Origin of the sequence: Pseudomonas sp. NPDC087336, assembly GCF_044744285.1 — a bacterium.
GTDB lineage: Bacteria > Pseudomonadota > Gammaproteobacteria > Pseudomonadales > Pseudomonadaceae > Aquipseudomonas.
This window is the reverse complement of record NZ_JBIUYA010000014.1, coordinates 1-26134: the sequence shown is the minus strand read 5'-3', so window position 1 is coordinate 26134 and position 26134 is coordinate 1. Positions and strand designations below refer to the sequence as shown.

Below are 26134 nucleotides of genomic sequence, written 5' to 3'. Positions count from 1 at the left end.
AGGGAATGTTCCTCGATAACCCACGGCATAATGCGCGCCGTGATGACTATTTTTGAACGAACAAGGCGAGCGACGTGTTGAAGAAAACCCTGTTCCAGTTGCACTGGTTTTTTGGCATCAGCGCAGGACTCGTCCTGGCCCTGATGGGCATCACCGGTGCAACGGTCTCGTTTCAGGATGAAATCCTGTACGCGCTGAACCCTTCCGTGTTGCAGGTCCAGAAACAGGTCGCCGGCGTGCTGCCACCCGCCGACCTGGTGGAGAAGATCGAAGCGGCAACGCACATGAAAGTCGCGATGCTCTCCGTCGGTATCGACAGCGACGTTGCCGCAAAAGTGTTCTTCACCCCGCCAGCAGGCGAGCGCCGCGGCCCCATGCGCTACGTCGACCCGTACACCGGCGAACTCCTGGGCGACGCCACCGGCCAAGGCTTCTTCGGCCTGATGCTGCAACTGCACCGCTTCCTCGCCATGGGCGATACCGGCCGGCAGATCACGGGGGCCTGCACCCTGATCCTGGTGTTCTTCTGTTTGTCCGGCCTGTACCTGCGCTGGCCTCGCCAGTGGAAAAGCTGGCGCGCCTGGCTGACCCTCGACTGGAAGAAAAAAGGTCGCAGCTTCAATTGGGACCTGCACTCGATTGCCGGCACCTGGTGCCTGGTGTTTTACCTCCTGGCGGCGCTGACCGGCTTGTCCTGGTCCTACGAGTGGTACAACAAGGGCCTGACTCGCCTGCTCTCCGATTCGCCGCAGAACGAACGTGTACGTGGCGGACGTGGCCCAGCGCCAAGTGGCCCCGCTCCAGTGGCCGATTACTCGGCGATGTGGAGCAGCATCTACAGCGCTGCCGGTCCCGACCTGAGTTTCTACAACACCCGCATGCCGCCCGTGGCCGGGCAACCGGCAACCGTTTTTTACCTGTTGAAAAACTCGCCCCACGACCGCGCGCTGAACCAGATCACCCTCGACCCGGTGACCGGTGTGATCAAGCGGCATGACCGCTACAGCGACAAGAGCCTCAAGGCGCAGTTGCTGACCAGCATCTATGCGCTGCACGTGGGCAGCTACTTCGGCATCGTCGGTCGCATCATCCTGACGCTCACGGCCCTGAGCATGCCGCTGTTCTTCATCACCGGCTGGCTGCTGTACCTCGATCGTCGACGCAAGAAACGCCAGATCAAGGACGCCCGCAAAGGCCTGGCGCAACCCGGCAGCGACACCCCGGCCTGGCTCATCGGTTTCGCCAGCCAGAGTGGCTTTGCCGAGCAACTGGCCTGGCAGACCGCCGGTCAGTTGCAGGCGGCGGGCCTGCCGGTGAAGGTGCAGCCGCTGGCGGATGTCAGCGAGCAGGACCTGCATGCTTCGAACAACGCGCTGTTTGTGGTCAGCACCTTCGGTGACGGCGAAGCGCCGGACAGCGCTCGGGGTTTCGAGCGCAAGGTGCTGGGCCGGGCGTTGAGCCTCGATCGCCTGAACTACGCCGTGCTGGGACTCGGCGACCGGCAGTATCAACACTTCTGCGGATTCGCCCAGCGCCTGCACAAGTGGCTGGGCGAGCACGGTGGCAAGACTCTGTTCGCGCCGGTGGAAGTCGACAGCGGCGACCCCTATGCCTTGCGTCACTGGCAGCAGCAACTGGGCCTGTTGACCGGCCAGGCGCCAACCGACACCTGGCAGGCACCGCGTTACGACAACTGGACCCTGACCCGTCGTGAGCTGCTCAACCCGGACAGCAGCGGTTCCCCGGTCTACCTGCTTGGCCTCGCCGCCCCCACCACCAGCAGCTGGCTGGCCGGTGACCTGGTGGAGGTGCTGCCGCGCAATTGCCCTTGGGCCATCGAGCATTTCCTTGAAGGACTGGGGATCGACGGTCGCGCGACGATTACCCACGATGGTTTGTCGCAACCGCTGGAGCAAGCCCTCGCCGCCCGGCAGCTGCCCGCGAACCGCAGCCATTTGGTCGGCCTGCATGCGCAGGCATTGGTGGATGCCCTTGTGCCGCTGGCCATGCGCGAATACTCCATCGCCTCGATAGCCGCCGACGGCATCCTGGAATTGATCGTACGCCAGGAACTGCACCCCGATGGCAGCCTGGGGGTCGGCTCCGGCTGGCTCACCGAACACGCACCCGTGGGCGCCAGCATCAGCCTGCGCGTGCGGCGCAACAGCGGTTTCCACCTGCCCAATGAACCGGTGCCGATGATCCTGCTGGGTAATGGCACCGGGTTGGCCGGGCTGCGCAGTTTGCTCAAGGCGCGGATTGCCGATGGCCAGCAACGCCAGTGGTTGTTGTTCGGCGAGCGTAATCGTGAGCATGACTTCCTGTGTCGCGATGAACTGCAAGAGTGGTTGATTGCCGGCGATCTGGAGCGCCTGGACCTGGCATTCTCGCGCGATCAAGCCGAGAAGATTTACGTGCAAGATCGCTTGCGCGAATCGGCCGAAGAGCTGAAGAAATGGCTGGCGGACGGTGCGGTAATCTACATCTGCGGCAGCTTGCAGGGTATGGCGTCCGGGGTCGATCAAGTGCTCAACGATGTGCTCGGTGCTACCGAAGTGGAGCGCCTGATCGAACAAGGCCGCTACCGACGCGACGTCTACTGATCCCCCTGTTTAATCGTTCCCATGCTCCGCGTGGGAATGCCTCAACGGACGCTCCGCGTTCGGCTCTGGAAGGGGCGCGGAGCGTCCCGGGCTGCATTCCCACGCAGAGCGTGGGAACGATCAATCAAAAGATCGCAGCCTGCGGCAGCTCCTACAGGGGATCGGTGTCGTTAGACAGGCTGCAATGTCTGCTCAAACACCGCCACCCCATCCAGGTCCCGCAACACCACACTCAACGCCCCACTCTGACCATCGATGTTCACCTCGCCAAAAAACTGAAATCCGGCAAACGGCGACAGGTTTTGCGCAGGTGGCGCCTTCTCGAACACCACTTCAGGGCCGAAGGTCTTGTCCAGCGTGTCCGGGCCGAAGCTCCCCGCATTCAGTGGCCCGGCGACAAACTCCCAGAACGGTTCAAAGTCCTGGAACGCCGCTCGGTCCGGGTGATAGTGGTGCGCCGCGCAGTAGTGCACATCCGCCGTCAGCCAGACAAAATTGCGTACCTGCTGCGCCCGCAGAAAACCCAGTAACTCGGCAATTTCCAGCTCCCGCCCCTGGGCCGGTCCGGGGTCACCGTTGGCCACCGCTTCCCAGCGCGTCACGCCAGTGCTGACCTCGCCGTCCGGTGCGCCAAGGCCAATCGACATGTCGGCGGCGATGACTTTCCATTGGGCATTGGACGCTTTCAACGAAGCCTTCAGCCAGTCCAGTTGTTCACGTCCGAGAAACGCCTTGGCATCTCCAAGATTGGCGTCATTGGCCCCGCGATAACTGCGCATGTCGAGCACGAACACCGTGAGCAATGGCCCGTAATGGAGTTGACGATAAATCCGTTTGCCAGCCTCGGCGGTCTGCCAGCGCATCGGCGCATATTCAAGCCATGCCCGGCGCCCACGATTCACCAGGCTGTGGATATCTTTGTCGGTGTAGCGTTCATCCAGCACTGTGCCCGGTGACCAGTTGTTGACGACTTCGTGGTCATCCCATTGCCAGATCTGCGGGACTTCGGCGTTGAAGCGGCGGACGTTTTCGTCCATCAGGTTGTAGCGATAATTGCCACGGTAGTCGTCGAGGGTTTCGGCGACTTTGGTCTTCGCCTCGCTGGTGATGTTGCGCCACACCCGGCCGCTCTCGGTGGCGAGTTGCGCGGGTATCGGGCCGTCGGCGTAGATGGTGTCGCCGCTGTGGATAAAGAAGTCCGGCAGGCGCAGGCGCATGGCTTCGTAAATGCGCATGCCGCCGATGTCCGGGTTGATCCCGAAGCCTTGACCGGCCGTGTCGCCGCTCCAGACGAAACGAATATCACGCCGGGTCTGGGGCACGCTACGCAGGTGGCCGAACCACGGCTCGCTGGCGACGCCGCTCTGGGCGTCTTCAAAGTGCACACGGTAGAAAATCGCCTGGTCGGCGGGTAGCCCGGTCAATTCGACCCGCGCCGTAAAGTCGGTGCGGGCGTCGGCCAGAGCCGAAACGAATCGCCGGGGATTGGTAAACAGGCTGCGGGTGTCCCATTCCACCACCATGCGTGCGGGGCGGTCACAGCGGCTCCAGACGATCGCTTTATCGCCCAGCAGGTCGCCGGACTGCACGCCGTCGGTGAGTTGCGGTCGATCCTTGACCGACGCGATCACCGCCGGTGCCAGCGCCGGCATCAAAAAACCGGCACCCAGCGCTTGCATGATACGCCGGCGGCCGAGGTCGAATTCGCTCATGGTGCTCTCCCTGGACCGACTCACCTCCTGGCCCTACCAAAGAATAGGAAATTTCAACAGCACCATGGATAAACGTCCTAACGCCGGATCTTGTGGTGTCAGGCGCTGACCGGCTCCACCGCCAACTCCACCACCTCCGGCCGCTTGACCAGCGCATACACCACCGCCGTCAACAAACTCCCCGCAACAATCGCCAGCAAATAAAGCAGCGCATGGTTGATCGCATTCGGAATCGCCAACACGAACAACCCGCCATGGGGCGCCATCAACTTGCAGCCGAAATACATCGACAATGCACCGGTCAGTGCACCGCCGGCAATGCTCGCCGGGATCACCCGCAGCGGGTCTTTCGCGGCAAACGGAATCGCGCCTTCGGAGATGAAACACAGTCCCAGCACCAAGGCCGCTTTACCCGCCTCGCGTTCAGTCTGGGCGAACTTGCGCCGGGCGATGAACGTGGCGATGCCCAGGCCGATCGGCGGCACCATGCCGGCGGCCATGGTCGCAGCCATCGGCGCATAACTCTGGGACGCCAGCAGCCCGACCGAAAACGCATACGCGGCCTTGTTGATCGGCCCGCCAAGGTCGACGCACATCATGCCGCCCAGCAGCACGCCGAGCAGAATCGCGTTGGTGGTGCCCATGCTATCGAGGAAATGCGTGAGCCCGGAGAGCATGCCCGCCACCGGCTTGCCGACCACGTAGATCATCACCAGTCCGGTGAACAGGCTGGCCAGCAAAGGGATGATCAGGATCGGTTTCAGCGCCTCGAGACTCTGCGGCAACTTCGCATAACGATTGATCGCCTGGGCGGCGTAACCGGCGAGGAAACCGGCAATGATCCCGCCGATAAAACCGGCGCCCAGGGTGCTGGCCAGCAGGCCGCCGATCATCCCCGGCGCCAGGCCTGGACGGTCGGCAATCGAATAGGCGATGTAGCCTGCCAGCAGCGGCACCATGAGTTTGAATGCGGTGTCGCCGCCGATCTGCATCAGCGCCGCCGCCAGCGTCCCCTCTTCCTTGAAAGCGCTAATGCCGAACACGAACGACAAGGCGATCATCAGACCGCCAGCCACCACCATCGGCAACATGAACGACACGCCGGTCAACAGGTGTTTATAGACCCCGGTCTTCTCTTGTTTGGCCGGCCCCTTGGCACCGGTCGAGGCGGTTTCCTGCTTGCCCTGCGCCAGCGCTTTGTTCAGCGTCGCTTCTGCCTGCTTGAGGGCAATGCCGGTGCCGCAACGGTAGATTTTCTTGCCGGCAAAGCGCTCGGTGGCGACTTCGATGTCCGCCGCCAGCAGCACCACATCGGCGTCGGCAATCGCCTCGCTGCTCAGCGGATTGCGTGCGCCCACCGAGCCCTGGGTTTCCACCTGCAAGTCATAGCCCAAGCGCTTGGCCGCTTGCTGCAAGGCTTCGGCGGCCATGAAGGTGTGGGCGACACCGGTCGGACAGGCCGTCACGGCAACCAGTCGTGGCGCTTTTTGAACGACGGCAACCGGCTCGACCACAGCTTCAGGTGCGACATACACCCGGGCCTCTTCGGCACCACGGCGCAACACCGCTTCGACATCCTGCAGCGCCTGGGCCGGGGTGCTCTGGAACAAGCGCTTGCCGACGAAACGCGACATATCCACAGGCGCGCTGGCCACCAGCAACACCCATTCAGCGGCCTCGATCGTGGCTGCCGACAGTTGCCGTTCGGGGTGCGCCGCATCGCTGATCTCGACGCTGGTGCTCCAGCCCTGACGCTGGGCCGCTGCATCGAGCAAGCGGGCGCACAGCACACTGGTGACCATGCCATTCGGGCAGGCAGTAACAATGGCTAACTTCATGACCAACCCTCTTATTGTTCTGTCAGGGGGCGCACGCGCACACCCTGTTCGAGCTGCGCCAATTGCGCCGCATCGCTGATACCGAAACCGATCTGGGTGACCGCCATCGCGGCAATCGCCGTGGCGGTGCGCAAGGTTTGTTCAGGCGTATCGGCGCTGAGCAACCCGTGGAGCATGCCGGCCAGCAATGAGTCGCCCGCGCCTACCGTACTGGCGACGCTGACTTTCGGCGGCGTAGCATGCAACGCCGAGCCGACGCTGAACCAGTTCACACCCTCGGCACCGTGGGAAATCACCACATGCTCGATGCCTTGCGCGTGCAGGCGGCTCGCCGCTTCGGCCTGGGCCGTGATGGAAACCACCTCGCCATCGAGCACGTCAGCCAGCTCTTCGGTGTTGGGCTTGATCAGCCACGGACCCGCCTTGAGCGCCGCCGCCAACGCCTCGCCACTGGTATCGAGAGCGACCCTCAGGCCAAGACTCTTCAAGCGCAGGATCAATGCCTGCAACCACTGCGCACTGATGCCCTGTGGCAGGCTGCCAGCAACCACGACCGCGTCATGCCCCGGCGCAATCCGATCAAGACGCTCGAGCAATGCCTGCTGCGCCGCCGCACTGACCAGCGGTCCCGGACCATTGAGGTCGGTGATGCGCCCATCGCTTTCCGCCAGTTTGATGTTGCTGCGCGTCTCGCCAGGAACACGAATAAACGCATCGACAAAACCGCGCTTGGCGAACAGGGTTTCGAACGCTTGCAGATTGTCTTCACCGAGAAAACCGCTGACGGTCAATTGATGCCCGAGGTCCGCCAGCACCTGCGCCACGTTCACGCCTTTGCCGGCGGCGTGGGTGTGCATGGTGTCGCTGCGGTTGACCTGACCGGGCTCCAGGTGCGCAAGCTGGACGGTGAGGTCCAGCGCCGGGTTGAGGGTCAGGGTTAGTATCCTGGCCATTACAAAGCCTCCACGAGTGCGCGCACTTCATTCGCGCTGCCCACGGCAAGTGCCTGTTGGGCAAGGGATTGAGCCTGGGTAAGACTGAGTTCGCGAACCCGCGCCTTGACCTCGGCAATGCTGCGCCCGCCGACACTGAGTTCATCCACACCCAGGCCGACCAGCACCGGCACCGCCAGCGGGTCGGCCGCCAGCTCGCCGCACACCCCGACCCACTTGCCATGGGCATGGGCTGCGCGCACGGTGATGTCGATCAGTTGCAGCACCGCCGGATGCAAGCCATCGGCCTGGGCCGACAAGGTTGGATGCCCACGGTCGATGGCCAGGGTGTATTGCGTCAGGTCATTGGTGCCGACGCTGAAAAAGTCGACTTCCCTGGCGAGCACCGGCGCCAGCAAGGCCGCCGATGGCACTTCGATCATGATCCCCAATTGCAGGTCCGCGACCGGAATCTCCAGGCGTAGGCGTTCGGTCATGTCCCGTGCCTGGCGCCACTCGTCGACGCTGCCGACCATCGGGAACATGATCCGCAGTGGGCGGTTGTCGGCCGCACGCAGCAAAGCGCGCAACTGAGCTTCCATGATGTGCGGCCGTTGCAGGGTCAGGCGAATGCCGCGCACCCCGAGGAACGGGTTTTCTTCCTTGGCGATCGGCCAATACGGCAGCGGTTTGTCGCCACCGACATCGAGGGTGCGCACCACCAGCGGTCGACCCGCCAGGCCATCGAGTACGCGGCGGTATTCGGCTTCCTGGGTCGCCTCGTCCGGCGCTTGTGGGTGAGCCATGAAAATCAGCTCGGTGCGCAGCAGACCAATGCCCTCGGCACCCTGCTCCACCGCGCTGGTGACGCCGGCACTTTCACCGATATTGGCGAACACTTCGACGGCATGACCGTCGGTGGTCAACGCCGGCTGATGGCGTTGTTCGGCGGCGGCCTTGAGGCGTTGCTCGCGGGTGTCGCGTTCCTGGGTGGCACGCTGCAAGGTCGCCGCGTCGGCGTCCACATGCAAACGACCGCGTTGGCCATCGATCAACAGCGGCGTACCCGGTGCCAGCAGCAACACCGCGGCCCCGGCGCCGACCAGCGCTGGAATCCCCAAGGCCCGCGCAACAATTGCGCTGTGGGCGGTGGCGCCACCGCGTGCGGTGAGAATGCCGGCGACACGGGTCGGATCGAGACGCGCCACATCGGACGGGCCGACTTCGTCCATCACCAGAATGTATGGCTGCTCCGGTTCATTCGGGGTTTCGACACCACTGAGTTGCGCCAGCACTCGACGGCCGATGTCGCGCAAATCGGCGGCGCGCTCGGCGAGCAAGGCGTCCTGCAAGGACTCCTGTTGCCTGGCGGCGGCTTCGATCACGGACATCCACGCCGCTTCCGCGCTTTCGCCCTGCTTGAGACGGGTGTCGACCTCATCGGTCAATTCCGGGTCGTCGAGCATTTCCTGGTGGGTGATGAAAATCTCGCGGATGGCCTTGGCCTTGCTGCGCTCGATCAAGCCACCGATGTCCTGGCGCACATGCGTCAACGCGTCCTTGAGACGCTCACGCTCGATGGCGGCGGACGCTCCGCGCAGCGGGTAATCGATGGTTTGCAATACCTGGATATGCGCCGGGCCGATGGCGATTCCCGGGGCGGCGGCGATGGCCTGCACCAGACTGCCGGACGCCGGGGCTAGCAGCACTTGGGCCACCTCGACGATTTCTTCACGCGGCTGGCTCACCGCTGGCAACGGCTCGACTTCTTCACCGAGGCCTTCTTCGATGGCGGCCAACAGGGCGGGCAAGGCATCGGCAGCGATGCTCGGCTCGGCGATGATTTCCAGCACCTGACCGCGACGGGCGCCGAGGCTGAGCAGCTTGCTCAAGCTTTTCACCGACACCGCGCTGTCCTGGCCATCGACGATGCGAATACGAATCTCGCCTTCGAAACTCTTCGCCAGTTGCGCGAGGATCTTCGCCGGACGGGCGTGCAGGCCGTGGGCGTTGGCCAGCGCAATGCGTGCGCTTGGCCAGTCCGCCGGCAATTCACCGCCGAGCACTTCAAGCACCGCGCGGCAACTGGTGGCACGGCCCAACTCATGGCCGCGACCTTCGATCAACAATGCACACAGGCGTTCGAGCAACGCTTGATGGGCCTCGCCCAGGCTGGCCAGGCAAAACAGGCCACTCAGGGGTTGACCGAGGTATCGCAGCGGTTTGTCCGGCGTGACGAACGCCAGACCCGGGCGCTTGACCGTTTGTTCACTGTGCAGCCACCACAGGCCATCACCCAGCGGCAGCGCTTCGACTTGCTGCAACACGGCGGAAAAACCGTTGCTGACGCAGTCGGCCTGACGCAGCAAACGCGCGCCGCGCCAGACCAGCTCTTCGAAATCTTCGGCAGCAACGCCCAGGCCGATCATCTGCGCATCCAGTGCCAGTTCTTGCGGCGCGCCTTGCAGCAGTTTCAGCAAGGCCTCGGCGCTACTGGCACGACGCAAGGCCTGGCCCAGGTCGGTCTCGCCGAGGGCGCGGGTCAGCAGTTGCAGCAGGCGCAGGTGTTCATCGGACTTGGCGGCAATCCCGATCGCCAGGTAGACGATCTGTCCGTCGCCCCAGTCCACGCCATCGGGGAATTGCATCAGGCGCACGCCCGTGGAAAACACCTGGTCGCGGGTTTCAGGCGTACCGTGGGGGATGGCAATACCTTGACCAAGAAAAGTCGAGCCCTGGGCTTCGCGTGCCTGCAAGCCGGCGAGGTAGCCCTCGTCAACCAGGCCATCGTCGACCAGGTGCCTGGCCAGCAGTTGCAGCGCGGCGGATTTATCCACAGCCGACTGGCCCATGGATATCTGCTCTATGGTGAGCTCGAGCATGCTTTCTCCTGTTGGCACCCTGGGGCGCCAGGTATTGTTTTTGATTGATTCAGCTTAGGCCTTTGTCTTTGAACAATCTTCGGTGGTTTCTCGGCAGAACCGGCCAAAGCAGCCTTTAACGTAGAAAATACGCTTGCTGAATCGTTTAATCTATAGTGATTGGCACGTTACTCGATAATGGTGCATGGTTGAAGCCCAACTTGTCGGATGCGTTGTGACCCAGGTCGCCTGCCTGAATCGGGTAGGATTGGTGAAAATGTCGAGGCAAGCTCGAAAAAACAAGGAATAGCGGGTTGAAACTCAGTGATATAGCCCAGCTGGCCGGTGTGTCCGTCACCACCGCCAGTTACGTCATCAATGGCAAGGCCGAACAGCAACGCATCAGCAGCGCCACCGTTGAGCGCGTGCGCGCGGTCGTCGAAGAACATGGATTTACGCCCAACCCCCAGGCGGCCGGCCTGCGCAGTCGCCACACCCGGACCCTGGGCTTCATTCTGCCGGATCTGGAAAACCCCAGTTACGCGCGGATCGCCAAGCTCCTGGAACAAGGCGCCCGGGCGCGTGGTTACCAGCTGCTGATTGCCAGCTCCGACGATGCACCGGACAGTGAACGGCAACTGCTGCAACTGTTCCGCGCCCGCCGCTGCGATGCCCTGATCGTCGCCAGTTGCCTGCCGCCCGGTGACGACAGCTACCGCCATCTGCAAGCCAAAGGCATTCCGATCATCGCCATCGACCGGGTCATGGAGCCTGAATATTTCTGCTCGGTGATCAGCGACGACCGCGAGGCCAGCCTGCACCTGACCCAAAGCCTGCTTGATCCGTTGCCCAAACAGATCGCCTTGATCGGTGCCCGTCCCGAGTTGAGCATCAGCCAGGAACGTGCCGCCGGCTTCAAGGAGGCCCTGGTCGGGTACGACGGCGAGGTGCTGATCGAACACGCTGATTCGTTCAGCCGTGAGTGTGGCAAACAGTTGATGGAAGAACTGATCCAGCGCGTCGGGCATTTGCCCGAGGCACTGGTGACGACGTCCTATGTACTGCTTCAAGGTGTGTTCGATGCACTCCACGACTTCCCACTGAAAACTCGCCCGCTGCGACTCGGCACATTTGGTGACACCCAGTTGCTGGATTTCCTGCCGCTACCGGTAAACGCCATGGCACAGCAACACCAATTGATTGCCGACAAGGCACTGGCACTCGCGCTGGCGGCCATCGAGCAATCCGATTACCAACCCGGTGTGCAGGCCATCGCGCGGACGTTCAAACAACGTATTCGCCAGGACTAAGCCATGGACCTGATCGACACCCACACCCACCTGGACTTTCCCGACTTCGACGCGGATCGTCAGGCGCTGATGACTCAAAGCCGAGCGCTCGGAGTGCGGCAGATGGTGGTGCTGGGGGTTTACCAGGGCAATTGGCAGCGCGTCTGGGAACTGGTGCAAAGCGATCCCGACCTGCATGCGGCGTTCGGTTTGCACCCGGTGTATCTGGAGGATCATCGCCCCGAACATCTCACCGAACTGGGCGACTGGCTGACGCGATTGGCCGGCCATCGCCAGCTGTGTGCGGTGGGCGAGATCGGCCTGGATTACTTTATCGAGACTCTGGACCGTGAACGCCAGCAAGCATTGTTCGACGCGCAGCTGCAACTGGCGGTGGATTTCAACCTGCCTGCGCTGATCCATGTACGCCGTAGTCATGCGGCGGTGATTGCCACGCTCAAGCGTTTCAAGTGGAAACGTGCCGGAATCATCCACGCCTTCGCGGGCAGCCAGGAAGAAGCGCGCGAATACATCAAACTCGGTTTCAAACTAGGCCTCGGTGGAGCTGCGACCTGGCCCCAGGCACTGCGCATGCACCGCGTGCTCGCCCGCTTGCCGCTGGAATCGGTGGTGCTGGAAACCGACTCGCCGGACATGGCGCCGGCGATGTTCCCCGGCCAGCGCAACAGCCCGGCGCACTTGCCGGCGATCTGCACGGCACTGGCGCAAATCATGTCGCTCGCCCCCGAACAACTGGCCAGCGCCAGCAGCGCCAATGCCCGTGAATTGTTCAACTGGTAATCAGTCGACGTGGGCCTTGGCGGCCTCGAGAATCAGCGTCATGCGTTGACGCTGGCGAGCGAATCGAAGGGCAACGAAGTAGACGAAAATCGCCACCAGCGAAACATTCAGTTGCTCCACGACGCTGAGCATTCCAATCCATTCCAACACCAACGCCACCAGTAATGTGCTGCAAATCATGATCAGCAGGCTGGCCTTCAACATGGCCAACGAGTCCAGGGACTTGAAGCGCCTGATCTGTTTCGGGTCGCACAATTGAAGGGCTTTCTGACAGTGGGTACAGGTGAACGCTTCGTTGATTGCAATGGCATTGAGTTGCCAGGGCTTGAGCAATAGCGTGCGCTGGCAATGTACACAGCGCCCCTGGATACCAAGTGTTGCAACAGCCATAACCGTGCCTCCTCCATGCGGTCAGTGACGTGGATAATCCTTCATTGAAGGCGAAAAACAAGAACCCGCAGGAAAACAGGAGCTTTCCTGCGGGCATTGGGAAGGGGTACTACAGAGTTTTCAGACCCGGAACGCGCTGATCAACTGCTTGAGCTCCACCACCTGCGCCGACAGCGCGCGACTGGCATCCTCCGTCTGGTGCGCACCTTCGGCCGTGCGTTCGCCGGCACGATTGATCTCGACAATGTTCTGGTCAATGTCGTGGGCCACGGCGGTCTGCTGCTCCACAGCCGCAGCAATCTGCTGGTTCTGGTCGACGATCATGCCGACAGCCCCCAAGATGTTATCCAGGGCCTTCTGGACCTTTTCCGATTGCCCTACCGTTCCGTTAGCCATCTCATGACTGACGCCCATCGCCTTGACCGCGGCCCCGACCCCGCCGTGCAGCTTGGCGATCATCTGTTCGATCTCTTCGGTCGATTGCTGGGTGCGCTTGGCCAGCGTGCGGACTTCATCCGCCACCACCGCAAACCCGCGACCCTGCTCACCCGCCCTGGCGGCCTCGATGGCGGCATTGAGTGCCAGCAAGTTGGTCTGTTCGGCGATGCTCTTGATCACTTCCAGCACACGGCTGATGGACTGGCTGTCGCTGGCCAGCTGGTTGATCACCTGCACCGATTGATCGATTTCGCTGGCCAGGGCGGCGATGCTGCCCTGCTGCGACTCCACCAGCCCACGACCGCTCACCGTTTCGTCGTTGACGCTGTGGGCGCTGCTGACGGCGGCGGCAGCGCTGCGCGCCACCTCAAGGGAGGTGGCCGACATCTGGTTCATCGCCGTGGCGACCTGCTCGATCTGCGAGCGCTGCCCGGCCACGGCCTGGTTGCTTTGCGCCGAGACACTCTCGACTTGCCCGGCCTGGCGCTCGACCTCGCCGACGGTCTGGCCGACACGCTCGATCAAGTCATGGATCTGTTTCACGGTGCCGTTGAACACCTCGCCCAACTCGCCCAGCTCATCGCGACTGTGGGCGTTGAAAGTGACCGTCATGTCGCCGGCCGCCACTTTATCCATGACTTCGCCAAGACGCTTGAGGGTGGTGCGGGTCGAGGCGTAGAAGCCGCCGTACAGGTAAAAGATCAGCACAAATACCACCGACAGTGCCACGGCCTGCAAAATCATGTGCGTGCGATTCTGTTCCAGGCGCTGTTGCAACTGCGTGCCGAGAAATTTCAAGGTGGCTTCATTGAGTTGGTAGGTCTGGCCCATCAGCGCCGAGACCTGATCGTAAAAGGCCTGCCACGGTGCATCGAGCGTGTCGGCCATCACCACTTGCTCTTCGAACAGCTCGTTGGCCTTTTTCAACGAGGCCTTGCTGCTTTCAGCCTGGGCAGCCAGGGTTTCGCGCGCAGCGTTGCTCGAGCCCGTTGCGTCCTGCAGCTTCAGGCCGTACTCGGCATGGAGCTTGTCGAGCTGTGCCAGCAACTCATCGAAACGCGTGCTCGACGACGAATTGAGAAAACCCTGGCCCAGGGAAGAGGCGCCCAATGCGCGGCCTTCGCCAAGCATCTGGGTGATGCGCGGGGTGACGTTGGTGACGAGTTCGCTCAGCTGGCGCATGTCACTCTGGCTGTCGTGGCTCAGGCCGGCCTGGCTGGCGATGATCTGGCCGAAAACCTGCGCATTGCCGAGCAGTTTGCCGATCAGCGCACTTTTGCTTTGCAGGGATTTTTCCGTTTGCTGAGCCTTGAACGCGTTGATCATTTCATCGCGCTTGGCCTCGAACAGCACGATCTGCTCCGGTTCGGTGGCCATCGCCGTCAACCCCTGCAAGCGTGCCAGGACACCTTGTTCAAGGGTACTAATCTGCGTCTCGACATTCCCCGCCTTGCCGGATTGGCCCAGGGCGACGTTGATCTGTACAAGATTGTTCAGGGTTTCCAGATCACGCCTTAACGCGAGGCTGCTGCCCAGCAGATCCAGGCTCTGCAGTTCGACCCGGGTGCCCTGGAACTCGCGATAGGAATCACGTACCAGGTAGAAGTTGGTTACCAGCATCGGCACCAGGAACAGTACGCTGATGAGGCTGAACTTCATGCCGAAGCTCAGGCGGTTCATCAGCGCGACGGCGGGATAGAGCAAGCTCTTCACTGGAAGTCTCCCTTGGATTTCTTATTTTTATTGGCGAGCGCAGCGAGACAGCAGATAGCCAGTATTCGGCGCTAGCTCTGTATAGCGTAAATCAAGGGAGTGTTTTGTAACTTAAGGTTAACGGAATGCACAATCTGTGGAGGGTGGCATGACAGACACCACCCCCCTTACTCTGGTTCGCCTGCAGGAGCGAGGCTTGCCCGCGAAGAACGATGACACGGTGCGGCAGATACACCGCGGCGTCTGGTTCGCCGGCAGGTCGGATCGCCGCACCGCTGGCTCCTACGGCAAAACGGTCCACAATGCAAAACCCGCATACCAGAGCACTGCCGCCCGCAGTAGCAACTCCCAGATACGATCGAGATTATGGATGCCTTCGGGCCCTACCACCGGGGCTGGAATTTCACCGGCTACCAGTCCGACCTTTTCGATCAATTGCGCAGCGCTGATGTTCCAGTTCAACAGCTCGTGCAACATCACCCGGCTGACCGCGACAAAATTGCCGACCAGGGCAAAGCTCGCTGCCAATAGACGCACCGGCACCCAGTCGAATGCGTGCCGCAGTTGCGCGGCGCGCACGACCACGGCCGGGTTTTGCCCGTGCTCTTCGGCCAGGGCCAGCAATCGATAACTCAGCGCGGCGACCGGCCCCAGCAGGAAGTACCAGAAAATGATCGCGAAAAAGCTCTGGTAGGCCTCCCACAGCAAATGCCCTTCGACCCGCTCCAGCAGTTGCTCGGCATTGTCGGCGCAGATGTCCAGATCACGCTTGGCCACATGAGCCGCCGCTTGCAGGTCTTCACGACGCCAGGCATCGCGGAAGGGCCCGAGAGCGCCCAGCAGATCACCGCGCCCCAGACTGTAGATGACCACCAGCAAATGCACCGGCAGCGCCAATAGACCGTAGGCTACAGGGTCGAGCACCACCAGCAGCAAGCCCAGCACTGCCACTGGGAACAACACCAGCACAGCCAGGACCAGCCACGGACGCTTCACCAGACGCGGGCTGAGTTCAAGCTTGTTCAGTTCCCGAACCCAGCCACCGTCGTGTTGAACCCGGTGGCGCAGGGCCGAAAATTTCTCTATCCACACTGCCAACAGCAGCACCAGAAAACTCATTATCCTTCCTCTTGTGCCAAGGCTGCGCGAAAGCGTGTCCAGTCGAACGCGGGTCCCGGATCGGTCTTGCGTCCAGGGGCGATATCGCTGTGCCCACAGATGCGTTGCGGGGTGATGGCTGCAAACGCCGATTGCAACTGTCGGGTCAGGGTCGTCAACGCCCGATATTGCGCATCGTCGAATGGCAGATCATCCGTGCCTTCGAGTTCGATGCCTATGGAAAAATCGTTACAGGTTTCCCGCCCTTCAAAACTCGAAACGCCCGCATGCCAGGCGCGCTCAAGGCAAGAGACAAACTGAGTGACGGTGCCGTCGCGCTCGATCAGAAAATGCGCAGACACCCGCAGGTCGGCGATCCCTTCAAAGTAGGGATGCTCGGTGACATCCAGGCGGTTCTGGAAAAATTCCTGCACCTTGCCCGTCTTGAACTGCGCTGGCGGCAGGCTGATGTTGTGGATCACCAACAGGGAAATTTCGCCCTCGGGGCGCGCATTGAAGTTGGGCGAGGGGCATAAATGCACGCCTTTGCACCAACCGCTCGCGGGGTCCAGCTGCATACAGGTTCCTTCAACGACGACTGTGTTGGCGCCCAGTATGCCGCGATAGCCCATCGGGAGCGATCACTTGACGCGATTGAGACGCTGCAATCTGCCGATCACTGACGCCAGGGGCTCGTTCCAACAAACAATTGAACGTGCAAACGTTCCAGCTCGCTGAAAAACGCGCTCGTGGCAAATGGATCGAACGCCGAACTGCCCAGCCCCTCGCGCAATGACTTGAGCAACCCCGGAACCATCGTCAACAGATGCTCACGAGCATCGGGCGGGTCATGACGCTGGACGCTCCAGATCAATTGCTCCATGGTCTGCACATCAGCCTGCCACTGCGGTGACAGATGGCCGTGCTTGAGGCAGGTCAGTAACAACACGTTGCTCCAAGCCTCGTGCACGAACGCCAGCACACTGTGGGGCAATGTCTTGCCCAGCAGTGCCTGATTCAACGCCTGCTCGACTTGCTCGCGGGCCATAGCGGTCTGGGCGCGCCCTTCTTCGGCATCACGAATCCGCTGCTCCAGCAGTTTGCTGCGACGGCGCTCGTCAGAGGCGAGCGCATCAGCTTGCGCACCTTCTGGCATGGCAAGCGCAGCAGTGGTGTGGTTATCCATCGTGTCGCTTGTCGGGGCAGGCGCGAGGCCAGGCAGCACACCGGTGGCGATCAACAGTTGGTTCGCCTGGGCGTATAGCTGGCCAGCGCCACTGAGCACATAGCGATCAAACAGCTTGAGAATGATCAGCTTGACCTTGATGTCCACGCCCACGTGGCGCGCGGCTGAAAGGAAGCACTTGCAGAGCACCGTCGGCCCCAACGGATTGTGTTGCTCGATCAGCGTCCTGCCCAACAACATACTGAGGCGCGCTGTGAGTTGGTCAAGGGCGAACCCGTCGCGGTAGAGCGCCTTGTTGACCATCGCTTGCACGGCCAGGTTGCGCCCGGGCCCGTCATCCAGCGGCGCAGCGCTGGCATCGGCGGACAATGAGCGAGGCAGGACCCTGTAAGCGAGGTCGCATTGGCCGAGGTTGATGAACGCCTTGAGCAATTGCTCGAAAAACAACCGTTCGATACTTTTGCGCTTCAAGCGCAAGTCGCGCATCGCTTCAAAAAAAAGGTTCTGCTCGGCATCATCGAGGGCCCGGTCGGCCATTTCGAAGAGGGTATCGTCGGCATTATCGAATAGCACCTGCAAGCCCTGCCTGAGCTGTTGCGTAGCCTTGTCGCGAACCTGCAGCACAATGACAGGCAAGCGGGCGAGTGGCGGTTGTGTCGCCTGGTCGCTAGCGACCAGGCGCAAAGGCACTGCATTCCCGTCGTTGTGCATCCAGCCTCCTGAAATTAGCAGCCGTCAAAGCCATGACGTCAAATCCAAGGCGGATTATCTTGTAAAAGGCAGTCCTTGCGCCACCCCGGTGCGCACTTAGCTGGAAAAGGAGGCGACTCCTGAATGTCGATCACACACGCAATCGACCAAATGCAGGCTTCAGAACACTGGGATCTGTGCTGACGCCTTGGGTTGCTCAGTACCATGGCCCTATAATCGAGGCACTTTGTTTGTGGAGTGCCTTATGCCGAATCTACGTCTCGCCGACTTGAACGCCGAAATCGAAGCCAACGTGCGCCGCGCGTTGCGCGAAGACATCGGCAGCGGCGACATCACCGCACAGCTCATCCCGGCCGAACGCCTGGCCAAAGCCACCATCATCACCCGCGACGCTGCCGTCATCTGTGGTACAGCGTGGGTGGATAACGTGTTTCGCCAGCTGGACCCGCGGGTTGCAGTGCATTGGCAGGTCGCCGATGGCGAGCGGGTCAAGCCCAACCAGGTGTTGTTCCACCTCGAAGGGCCGGCCCGTTCGCTGCTGACGGGCGAACGTAGCGCGCTGAACTTCCTGCAAATGCTCTCCGGCGTCGCCACTCGCGCGCAGCAACTGGCAGACTTCGTTGCACAAACCCAGGTGAAACTGCTCGACACCCGCAAGACCCTGCCGGGGCTGCGCCTGGCGCAGAAGTACGCCGTGACTTGCGGCGGTTGCCACAACCATCGCATCGGCCTGTATGACGCTTTCCTGATCAAGGAAAACCATATCGCCGCCAGCGGCGGCATCCCACAGGCCATCGCCGCCGCCCACAAGATTGCGCCGGGCAAGCCGGTAGAGATCGAAGTGGAAAGCCTGGATGAACTCAAGGAAGCCTTGGCGGCCGGTGCGGACATCATCATGCTGGACGAACTGAGCCTGGATGACATGCGCGAAGCCGTACGCCTGAACAACGGCAAGGCAAAGCTGGAGGCCAGCGGCGGGATCAACGAAAGCACGTTGCTGCCGATTGCCGAAACCGGGGTGGATTACATTTCGATTGGTGCGATGACCAAGGATGTGAAGGCTGTCGATCTGTCGATGCGTTTGAGCCTCTGACCAACAACGCAGACCTGTAGGAGCCCGGCTTGCCGGCGATGGCGATCTGAAGGACGCTATCGCCGGCAAGCCGGGCTCCTACAAGTGTGTGTCAGACCACCAGATTATTCATCTCGCAGTACTCTTCCCACTCGACACCCAACACCTCGGCTGCTTCTTTATGCAGCTTCAGGCGCTCGGCCTCGTATTCTTCCGGGGTCGAGGTGTACTTTAGCGTCAGCTCCCACGGCTGCAGACCCTGGGCTTCCGCTTCATCCTCGAACGCCCACTGGATCTGGTCCTTCTGATCATCGGGTGGCAAGTCCTTGATCTCTTCCAACAAATGGGGCACGTCCAGCACGTACTTCCTGAGGGCTTCTTCGTGTCTGGCTTCTTGAGACAGTTCTTTAACGGTCATGGCGTTCTCGTTGATCTGGGGAATGGAAGATGGATCTGGATCATCAAGGATCTCTCTGACGCAAAAAAACCGCTTGAAGCCCGGCTTTTCTGGCCTTCAGAACCATTCGGGATCATCTGAAAACAACGTGTCGCTGGTGCCCGAGACAGGAATCGAACCTGCGACCTTCGCGTTACGAGTGCGCTGCTCTACCGACTGAGCTACACGGGCAGTGGGCTAAACCTAGCACTGACCATGGGGTCAGGCAACTTCGAACACCGTTAAAATCAAAAGATTACGGCCTGCGATTTTTTGACGTTTGCGTACACAAAAAAAATGCCCCGCCATTTTCACGGCGGGGCATCGATCAGGCGCGGGGAGTGATTAAACGCCCGAGGCCTTGGCTGCTGCTACGTCCTTGATGGACAGCTTGATACGGCCGCGGTTGTCCACGTCCAGTACCAACACTTCCACTTCCTGACCTTCTTTCAGGATGTCGGTCACTTTCTCGACGCGAGCATCGCTCAGCATGGAGATGTGAACCAGGCCGTCCTTGCCAGGCAGGATGTTGACGAATGCGCCGAAGTCGACGATGCGCTCAACTTTACCCACGTAGATCTTGCCGATTTCGGCTTCAGCGGTGATACCCAGAACGCGCTGACGTGCAGCTTCTGCAGCTTCCTTGGTTTCGCCGAAGATCTTGATCGAGCCGTCGTCTTCGATGTCGATCGAAGCCTTGGTCTCTTCACAGATCGCACGAATGGTCGCGCCGCCTTTACCGATGACATCACGGATTTTGTCGGTGTCGATTTTCATCGCGATCATGGTCGGAGCGTTTTCCGACAGTTCGGTACGCGACTGGCCAATGATCTGGTTCATCTGGCCGAGGATGTTCAGGCGCGCTTCCAGGGCTTGGCCCAGAGCGATTTCCATGATCTCTTCGGTGATGCCCTTGATCTTGATGTCCATCTGCAGCGCGGTAACACCTTTGGCGGTACCGGCTACCTTGAAGTCCATGTCGCCCAGGTGGTCTTCATCACCCAGGATGTCGGTCAGGACGGCGAATTTCTCGCCTTCTTTAACCAGACCCATGGCGATACCGGCAACCGGAGCCTTCATCGGCACACCAGCGTCCATCAGGGCCAGGGAAGCGCCGCAGACCGAAGCCATGGAGCTCGAACCGTTGGATTCGGTGATTTCCGAAACAACGCGGATGGTGTACGGGAACACGTCGGCGGCTGGCAGCATGGCCTGAACCGAACGACGGGCCAGACGGCCATGACCGATTTCACGACGACCAGCGCCACCCATGCGACCACACTCGCCTACCGAGAACGGAGGGAAGTTGTAGTGCAGCATGAACGGGTCTTTTTTCTCGCCTTCCAGGGTGTCCAGCAGCTGCGCGTCACGGGCGGTGCCCAGAGTCGCGACTACCAGAGCCTGGGTTTCGCCACGGGTGAACAGTGCCGAACCGTGGGTCTTCGGCAGAACGCCGACTTCGATGTTCAGCGGACGTACGGTGCGAGTGTCGCGACCGTCGATACGTGGCTTGCCGTTCACGATGTTTTCGCGAACGGTACGGTATTCGATTTCGCCGAAAGCCGCTTTGACTTCAGCAGCGGAAGGTTGGCCTTCTTCACCGGACAGCTTGGCAACAACCTGGTCCTTCAGCTCACCCAGGCGCGCGTAACGGTCCGCCTTGATGGTGATGGTGTAGGCCTGGGAGATCGCCTCGCCGAACTCTGCACGGATAGCACCCAGCAGTTCAGTGGCTTCGGCTTGAGGAGCCCAGGTCCAGGTTGGCTTGGCAGCTTCGGCAGCCAGCTCCTTGACGGCCTGGATCACGGCCTGGAATTCGTCGTGGGCGAACAGTACAGCGCCCAGCATCTGGTCTTCGGTCAGCTCTTTGGCTTCCGATTCAACCATCAGAACGGCTTCCGAAGTACCGGCAACGACCATGTCCAGGCTCGAAGCTTTCAGTTGTTCGTAAGTCGGGTTCAGCAGGTAGCCGGTGCTTTCGTGGAAGGCAACGCGGGCAGCGCCGATCGGGCCATCGAAAGGAATGCCGGAGATGGCCAGGGCAGCCGAGGTACCGATCATCGCAGCGATGTCCGGATCGGTCTTCTTGCTGGTGGACACGACGGTGCAGACAACCTGCACTTCGTTCATGAAGCCTTCAGGGAACAGCGGACGGATCGGACGGTCGATCAGTCGGGAAGTCAGGGTTTCTTTTTCGGAAGGACGGCCTTCGCGCTTGAAGAAACCGCCAGGGATCTTACCGGCAGCGTAAGTTTTTTCCTGGTAGTGAACGGACAGAGGGAAGAAACCCTTGCCTGGATCGGCTTGCTTGGCACCAACGACGGTCACCAATACGCTGACGTCGTCGTCAACGGTGACCAATACTGCGCCGGAGGCCTGACGGGCGATACGGCCAGTCTCGAGGGTAACGGTCGACTGACCGAACTGGAATTTTTTGATTACCGGGTTCACGGTGTCCTACCTTCTTTTGTGGCTCTTGGGGAAACTGGGTTCTTGCGAAATTCTTGGGCAACGCCGGGAATCGGCCCGACAGGTTGTCCTGGGTGTCTCACACAGGCAAAACGGATATCCAGATAAAACTTGAGGCTGGGAGCCTGCCATGCACCGGCGCAAATCCGCTGATGCACGACAAACAACCAACCTCTAGCGCAATCGCTTATTAGCGACGCAGACCCAGGCGAGCGATCAGAGCGCTGTAACGGCTCACGTCCTTGCCTTTCAGGTAGTCCAGCAGCTTACGACGCTGGTTAACCATGCGGATCAGACCACGACGGGAGTGGTGGTCTTTACCGTTGGCCTTGAAGTGACCTTGCAGTTTGTTGATGTTGGCGGTCAGCAGTGCAACTTGCACTTCTGGCGAACCAGTGTCACCAACAGCTTGCTGGTAGTCAGCTACGATTTGAGCTTTTTCTTGAACGTCGAGAGCCATGTGGCAATCCTTTTATCAGGAAACTGTTTCAAAAACAGTTTCAACAGGCCAGGGACAAATCCCTGTATCTAAAAATGAGTAGTGACCGTGCCTGCTGACAGCCACACTCGTCCGGTCATTCTGACCGAATCAGTCGACGCGGCGCGATGCGCCCGTCTTCGCTCACTTCACCGATACCGATGAAGCGACCATTGTGATCCTGTACCCGTACCATGCCGAACTTCGGGGCATCCGGGGCGCGCACTGGCTGGCCATTGAGCCAGTAGAACGCGCTCGCTTCCGAGAACTGCAACAGTGGCCAATCCAGCAGGCCGCTGTCCGATGGCATCAGGAAGCGGTCGACCGCTTCGTTACCGCCTTCGGCATGTACCGCTTCCAGTTCTTCGAGGGTAACGGTCTGCGCCAGGGTGAAAGGCCCGGCCTGGGTACGTCGCAGTTCTGCAACGTAAGCGCCACAACCGAGTTGCTCACCGATATCCTCCACCAGGGTGCGAATATAGGTGCCTTTGGTGCAATCCACCGCAAGCCGCGCAGTATCCCCTTCGAAGGCCAGCAATTCCAAGCGCGTAATAGTAACAGAACGCGGTTCGCGCTCCACTACTTCACCTGCACGGGCCAGCTTGTACAGAGGTTGCCCATCACGCTTGAGAGCCGAGTACATCGGCGGTATCTGACTGATTTGCCCACGAAATTGCGGCAACACAGCTTCGATATCGGCGCGACCAACGGTCACCGGGCGCTCCTGCAAAACCTCACCCTCGGCATCCGCCGTGGTGGTGGTCTTGCCCAGTTGCGCCAGGGTTTCGTAACCCTTGTCGGAATCGAGCAGGTACTGCGAGAACTTGGTGGCCTCACCGAAGCACAGCGGCAACACGCCGGTGGCCAGCGGATCGAGACTGCCGGTGTGTCCGGCCTTCTCGGCGTTGAGCAACCAGCGGACCTTCTGCAAGGCGGCGTTGGAGGTGAACCCCAGCGGCTTGTCGAGCAGGATGATGCCGCTGACGTTACGACGGATACGTTTGACCTGAGCCACCGATTACTCCTTGGTGTCTTCGGCTTGTGCCGCAACCGAGTGCTGGTTGTCTTCAGCCACTGCACGCTCGATCAAGGCCGACAGATGCGCACCGCGCACGACGCTTTCATCGTAGTGGAAGTGTAACTGCGGAACGCTGCGCAGCTTCATCTCGCGAGCCAGCTGCATGCGCAGGAAACCGGCGGCGGAGTTGAGCACCTTGATGCTTTGCGCGATGTCTTCGTGGCTGTCCTGACCCATCACGGTGATGAAAATCTTGGCGTGACCGACGTCACGGCTGACTTCCACAGCGGTAATGGTGACCAGGCCGACGCGTGGATCTTTGACTTCACGACGGATCAGTTGTGCCAGCTCGCGCTGCATCTGATCGCCGATACGTTGGGTACGGCTGTATTCTTTTGCCATGTCTTGTTACCTGTTACTGCCCCACGGTGAAACCCGTGAGGTCTGAAAGCGGCAAACGCCCGGCCTGACAAAAGCCAGACCGGGCGTTGCGTTTAGAGTCCGGGCGATGCGCCGCGCAATTGCATGCGGCTGGCCATCACGGCTCTTGAAGTGCGCGAGTTAGAGGCTGCGAGCAACCTGGACCTTCTCGAAGACTTCGATCTTGTCACCGACCTTGACGTCGTTGTAGCTCTTCACGCCGATACCGCATTCCATGCCGGCACGTACTTCGGAAGCGTCATCCTTGAAGCGGCGCAGGGATTCCAGCTCGCCTTCGAAGATAACGATGTCTTCACGCAGTACACGGATTGGACGGTTACGGTGCACAACACCTTCGATCACCATGCAACCGGCGATCGCGCCAAACTTCGGCGAGCGGAACACGTCACGCACTTCGGCGATACCCAGGATGTTCTCGCGAACGTCGCTGCCGAGCATACCGGTCAGGGCTTTCTTGACGTCTTCGATGATGTCGTAGATCACGTTGTAGTAACGCATATCCAGACCTTCCTGCTCGACGATCTTGCGAGCGCCAGCATCGGCACGCACGTTGAAGCCGAACAGTACAGCGTTGGAAGCCAGTGCCAGGTTGGCGTCGGATTCGGTGATACCACCGACACCGCCACCGACCACGCGCACTTGCACTTCGTCGTTGCCCAGGCCGTTCAGGGCACCGTTCAACGCTTCCAGCGATCCACGGACGTCGGATTTGAGGACGATGTTGAGCGTCTTCTTCTCTTCCTGACCCATGTTTTCGAAGATGTTTTCCAGCTTGCCGGCGTGAGCGCGAGCCAGTTTGACTTCGCGGAACTTGCCTTGACGGAACAGAGCCACTTCACGGGCTTTCTTCTCGTCGGCAACCACGCTCATCTCGTCGCCAGCGTCCGGGGTACCGTCCAGGCCGAGGATCTCGACAGGGATGGCCGGACCGGCTTCCTTGATTGGCTTGCCGTTCTCGTCGAGCATGGCACGAACGCGGCCATAGTTCGAACCGACCAGGACCATGTCGCCCTGGCGCAGGGTACCGTCTTGAACCAGCACGGTAGCCACCGGGCCGCGGCCCTTGTCAAGGCGGGATTCAACCACGACACCACGGCCAGGAGCCGATGGCGTTGCAGTCAGTTCCAGAACCTCGGCTTGCAGCAGTACCGCTTCGAGCAATTCGTCGACACCAGTACCCATCTTCGCCGAAACCGGTACGAACGGAGTGTCACCACCCCACTCTTCCGACGTCACGCCGTGTACCGACAGTTCGCTACGGATGCGATCGAGGTCAGCACCTGGCTTGTCGATCTTGTTCACAGCGACAACCAGCGGAACGCCAGCAGCCTGCGCGTGCTGAACAGCTTCGATGGTTTGCGGCATTACGCCGTCGTCCGCTGCAACCACCAGGATCACGATGTCGGTCGCCTTGGCACCACGGGCACGCATCGCGGTAAACGCGGCGTGACCAGGGGTGTCGAGGAACGTCACCATGCCACGGTCGGTTTCAACGTGGTACGCACCGATGTGCTGGGTGATACCACCGGCTTCGCCAGCAGCTACCTTGGCACGACGGATGTAGTCGAGCAGGGACGTCTTACCGTGGTCAACGTGGCCCATTACGGTCACGACCGGCGCACGGGAAACAGCCTCGCCTTCAAACTTCAGGGACTCGGCCAGGGAATCTTCCAGGGCGGTGTCGCTGACCAGGGTCACTTTGTGGCCCAGCTCTTCGGCAACCAGCTGGGCAGTTTCCTGATCCAGTACCTGGTTGATGGTCGCTGGAGTACCCAGTTTGAACATGAACTTGATGATTTCAGCAGCCTTGACCGACATCTGCTGGGCCAGATCGCCCACAGTGATGGTCTCGCCGATCTTCACTTCGCGCACGACAGGGCCGGTTGGGCTCTGGAAACCGTGGGCGTTGCGCTTCTTCAGCTTGGCCTTGCCGCGACCACCACGACGGAAGCCATCGCTTTCTTCGTCGGTAGTCCGTGGGGCAACGCGTGGAGCAGGCGCCTTTTCCTTGACCGAAGCACGATGCGGAGCGTTTTTGCGCTCGCCATCGCCGCCACCGCGACGATTGTTATCGTCGGCACGTGGTTTGTCCGGACGACGCTGTTCGTCGCGCTTGCGGGCATCGGCTGCAGGTGCCGGAGCGGCTGCCACGACCGGCGCGCTTTCGCGCACAGGCTCGGCCACCGCAGCTGGCGCTGCAACAGGTTGGGCTGGGGCGGTCGGCGCAGCAGCTGGCTGGCGACGCGCTTCTTCTTCGGCGCGACGCTTGGCTTCTTCTTCAGCCTTCTGACGTGCAGCATTTTCTACTGCGCGACGTTCATCCAGTTCACGCTTGCGCTCGGCTTCGATTTCTTCCGGGCTGCGCTGTACGAAGACTTTCTTCTTGCGTACTTCAACGCTGATGCTTTTGCTGCCAGCAACACGCAGGGTGCTGGTGGTTTTACGCTGCAGCGTAATCTTGCGTGGTTCTTCCACTTTCGCCTTGTGGCTGCTTTTCAAGTGAGTCAGCAACGATTGCTTCTCACTGTCAGTCACACTTTCTTCGGCGGCGGTGTGCGGCAGACCTGCCTCACGCCTCTGCTGCAACAGGCGCTCTACCGGTGTTTTGACCTCCTCGGCCAGGTGTTGCTGCGTGGCTGGCGTCCTGC

General features: G+C 60.9%; 18 protein-coding genes, 1 tRNA gene and 1 pseudogene. 4 read left to right on the top strand and 16 right to left on the bottom strand.

Annotated features, from left to right (window positions below; genetic code table 11):
- Positions 1-74 precede the first annotated feature (74 nt).
- Positions 75-2603, top strand: a complete 2529-nt coding sequence (locus tag ACIO0C_RS15815; protein WP_401313591.1) for a PepSY domain-containing protein — start codon at positions 75-77, stop codon at positions 2601-2603.
- Between the two features lie 170 nt (positions 2604-2773).
- Here ACIO0C_RS15815 and ACIO0C_RS15810 read toward each other — a convergent pair whose 3' ends face one another.
- From ACIO0C_RS15810 to ptsP, 4 genes are all read right to left on the bottom strand, one after another.
- Positions 2774-4315: an alkaline phosphatase D family protein gene (locus ACIO0C_RS15810; RefSeq protein WP_401313589.1), complete on the bottom strand. Its 1542-nt coding sequence runs from the start codon at positions 4313-4315 to the stop codon at positions 2774-2776.
- Positions 4316-4413: 98 nt separating this feature from the next.
- A complete protein-coding gene (locus ACIO0C_RS15805; RefSeq protein ID WP_401313587.1) occupies positions 4414-6153 on the bottom strand; it encodes a PTS fructose-like transporter subunit IIB in 1740 nt (579 codons plus the stop codon).
- An 11-nt stretch (positions 6154-6164) separates the two neighbouring features.
- Positions 6165-7106, bottom strand: coding sequence for a 1-phosphofructokinase (gene pfkB / locus ACIO0C_RS15800; protein WP_401313585.1), 942 nt, complete (start codon positions 7104-7106; stop codon positions 6165-6167).
- Positions 7106-9967, bottom strand: a complete 2862-nt coding sequence (gene ptsP, locus ACIO0C_RS15795; protein ID WP_401313583.1) for a phosphoenolpyruvate--protein phosphotransferase — start codon at positions 9965-9967, stop codon at positions 7106-7108. The genes pfkB and ptsP overlap by 1 nt, the downstream gene beginning before the upstream one ends.
- 293 nt (positions 9968-10260) lie before the next feature.
- Between ptsP and cra the strand changes: the two genes are divergently transcribed.
- Complete coding sequence (cra, locus tag ACIO0C_RS15790) at positions 10261-11256, top strand: catabolite repressor/activator (protein WP_401313581.1); 996 nt, start codon at positions 10261-10263, stop codon at positions 11254-11256.
- A 3-nt stretch (positions 11257-11259) separates the two neighbouring features.
- Positions 11260-12036 carry a TatD family hydrolase gene (locus tag ACIO0C_RS15785; RefSeq protein WP_401313580.1) on the top strand — a complete coding sequence of 259 codons (777 nt, stop codon included), beginning with the start codon at positions 11260-11262 and terminating at the stop codon, positions 12034-12036.
- On the opposite strand, the gene ACIO0C_RS15780 is transcribed toward ACIO0C_RS15785, so the two are convergent.
- From ACIO0C_RS15780 to ACIO0C_RS15760, 5 genes and pseudogenes are all read right to left on the bottom strand, one after another.
- Positions 12037-12426, bottom strand: a complete 390-nt coding sequence (locus tag ACIO0C_RS15780; protein ID WP_401313578.1) for a hypothetical protein — start codon at positions 12424-12426, stop codon at positions 12037-12039.
- Positions 12427-12546: 120 nt separating this feature from the next.
- On the bottom strand, positions 12547-13251 hold the full coding sequence (locus ACIO0C_RS15775; RefSeq protein WP_401313791.1) for a methyl-accepting chemotaxis protein: 705 nt from the start codon (positions 13249-13251) through the stop codon (positions 12547-12549).
- 1608 nt (positions 13252-14859) lie between these two features.
- Complete coding sequence (ampE, locus tag ACIO0C_RS15770) at positions 14860-15696, bottom strand: regulatory signaling modulator protein AmpE (protein ID WP_272604592.1); 837 nt, start codon at positions 15694-15696, stop codon at positions 14860-14862.
- Positions 15696-16253: a 1,6-anhydro-N-acetylmuramyl-L-alanine amidase AmpD gene (gene ampD / locus ACIO0C_RS15765; RefSeq protein WP_401313789.1), complete on the bottom strand. Its 558-nt coding sequence runs from the start codon at positions 16251-16253 to the stop codon at positions 15696-15698. Before ampD ends, ampE begins: the two co-directional genes overlap by 1 nt.
- A 125-nt stretch (positions 16254-16378) precedes the next feature.
- Positions 16379-17572 (bottom strand): annotated as a pseudogene (locus tag ACIO0C_RS15760) (DUF1631 family protein); the annotation flags it as partial.
- Between the two features lie 244 nt (positions 17573-17816).
- Between ACIO0C_RS15760 and nadC the strand changes: the two are divergent.
- A complete protein-coding gene (gene nadC / locus ACIO0C_RS15755) occupies positions 17817-18665 on the top strand; it encodes a carboxylating nicotinate-nucleotide diphosphorylase (protein ID WP_401313576.1) in 849 nt (282 codons plus the stop codon).
- A 91-nt stretch (positions 18666-18756) separates the two neighbouring features.
- On the opposite strand, the gene ACIO0C_RS15750 is transcribed toward nadC, so the two are convergent.
- The 7 genes from ACIO0C_RS15750 to infB form a co-directional block, all read right to left on the bottom strand.
- The gene (locus tag ACIO0C_RS15750) at positions 18757-19062 is read right to left on the bottom strand and encodes a DUF6388 family protein (protein ID WP_401313574.1); all 306 of its coding nucleotides are present in this window, start codon (positions 19060-19062) and stop codon (positions 18757-18759) included.
- A gap of 134 nt (positions 19063-19196) precedes the next feature.
- Positions 19197-19272: transfer RNA gene (locus tag ACIO0C_RS15745), tRNA-Thr, on the bottom strand.
- A 153-nt stretch (positions 19273-19425) separates the two neighbouring features.
- Positions 19426-21531, bottom strand: coding sequence for a polyribonucleotide nucleotidyltransferase (gene pnp / locus ACIO0C_RS15740; protein WP_020796539.1), 2106 nt, complete (start codon positions 21529-21531; stop codon positions 19426-19428).
- Between the two features lie 208 nt (positions 21532-21739).
- The gene (rpsO, locus tag ACIO0C_RS15735) at positions 21740-22009 is read right to left on the bottom strand and encodes a 30S ribosomal protein S15 (protein WP_011332409.1); all 270 of its coding nucleotides are present in this window, start codon (positions 22007-22009) and stop codon (positions 21740-21742) included.
- A 115-nt stretch (positions 22010-22124) separates the two neighbouring features.
- Complete coding sequence (truB, locus tag ACIO0C_RS15730; RefSeq protein WP_020796537.1) at positions 22125-23042, bottom strand: tRNA pseudouridine(55) synthase TruB; 918 nt, start codon at positions 23040-23042, stop codon at positions 22125-22127.
- A 3-nt stretch (positions 23043-23045) separates the two neighbouring features.
- Complete coding sequence (rbfA, locus tag ACIO0C_RS15725) at positions 23046-23447, bottom strand: 30S ribosome-binding factor RbfA (protein WP_008057429.1); 402 nt, start codon at positions 23445-23447, stop codon at positions 23046-23048.
- 159 nt (positions 23448-23606) lie between these two features.
- Positions 23607-26108: a translation initiation factor IF-2 gene (gene infB, locus ACIO0C_RS15720; protein WP_401313787.1), complete on the bottom strand. Its 2502-nt coding sequence runs from the start codon at positions 26106-26108 to the stop codon at positions 23607-23609.
- Between the last annotated feature and the right edge of the window lie 26 nt (positions 26109-26134).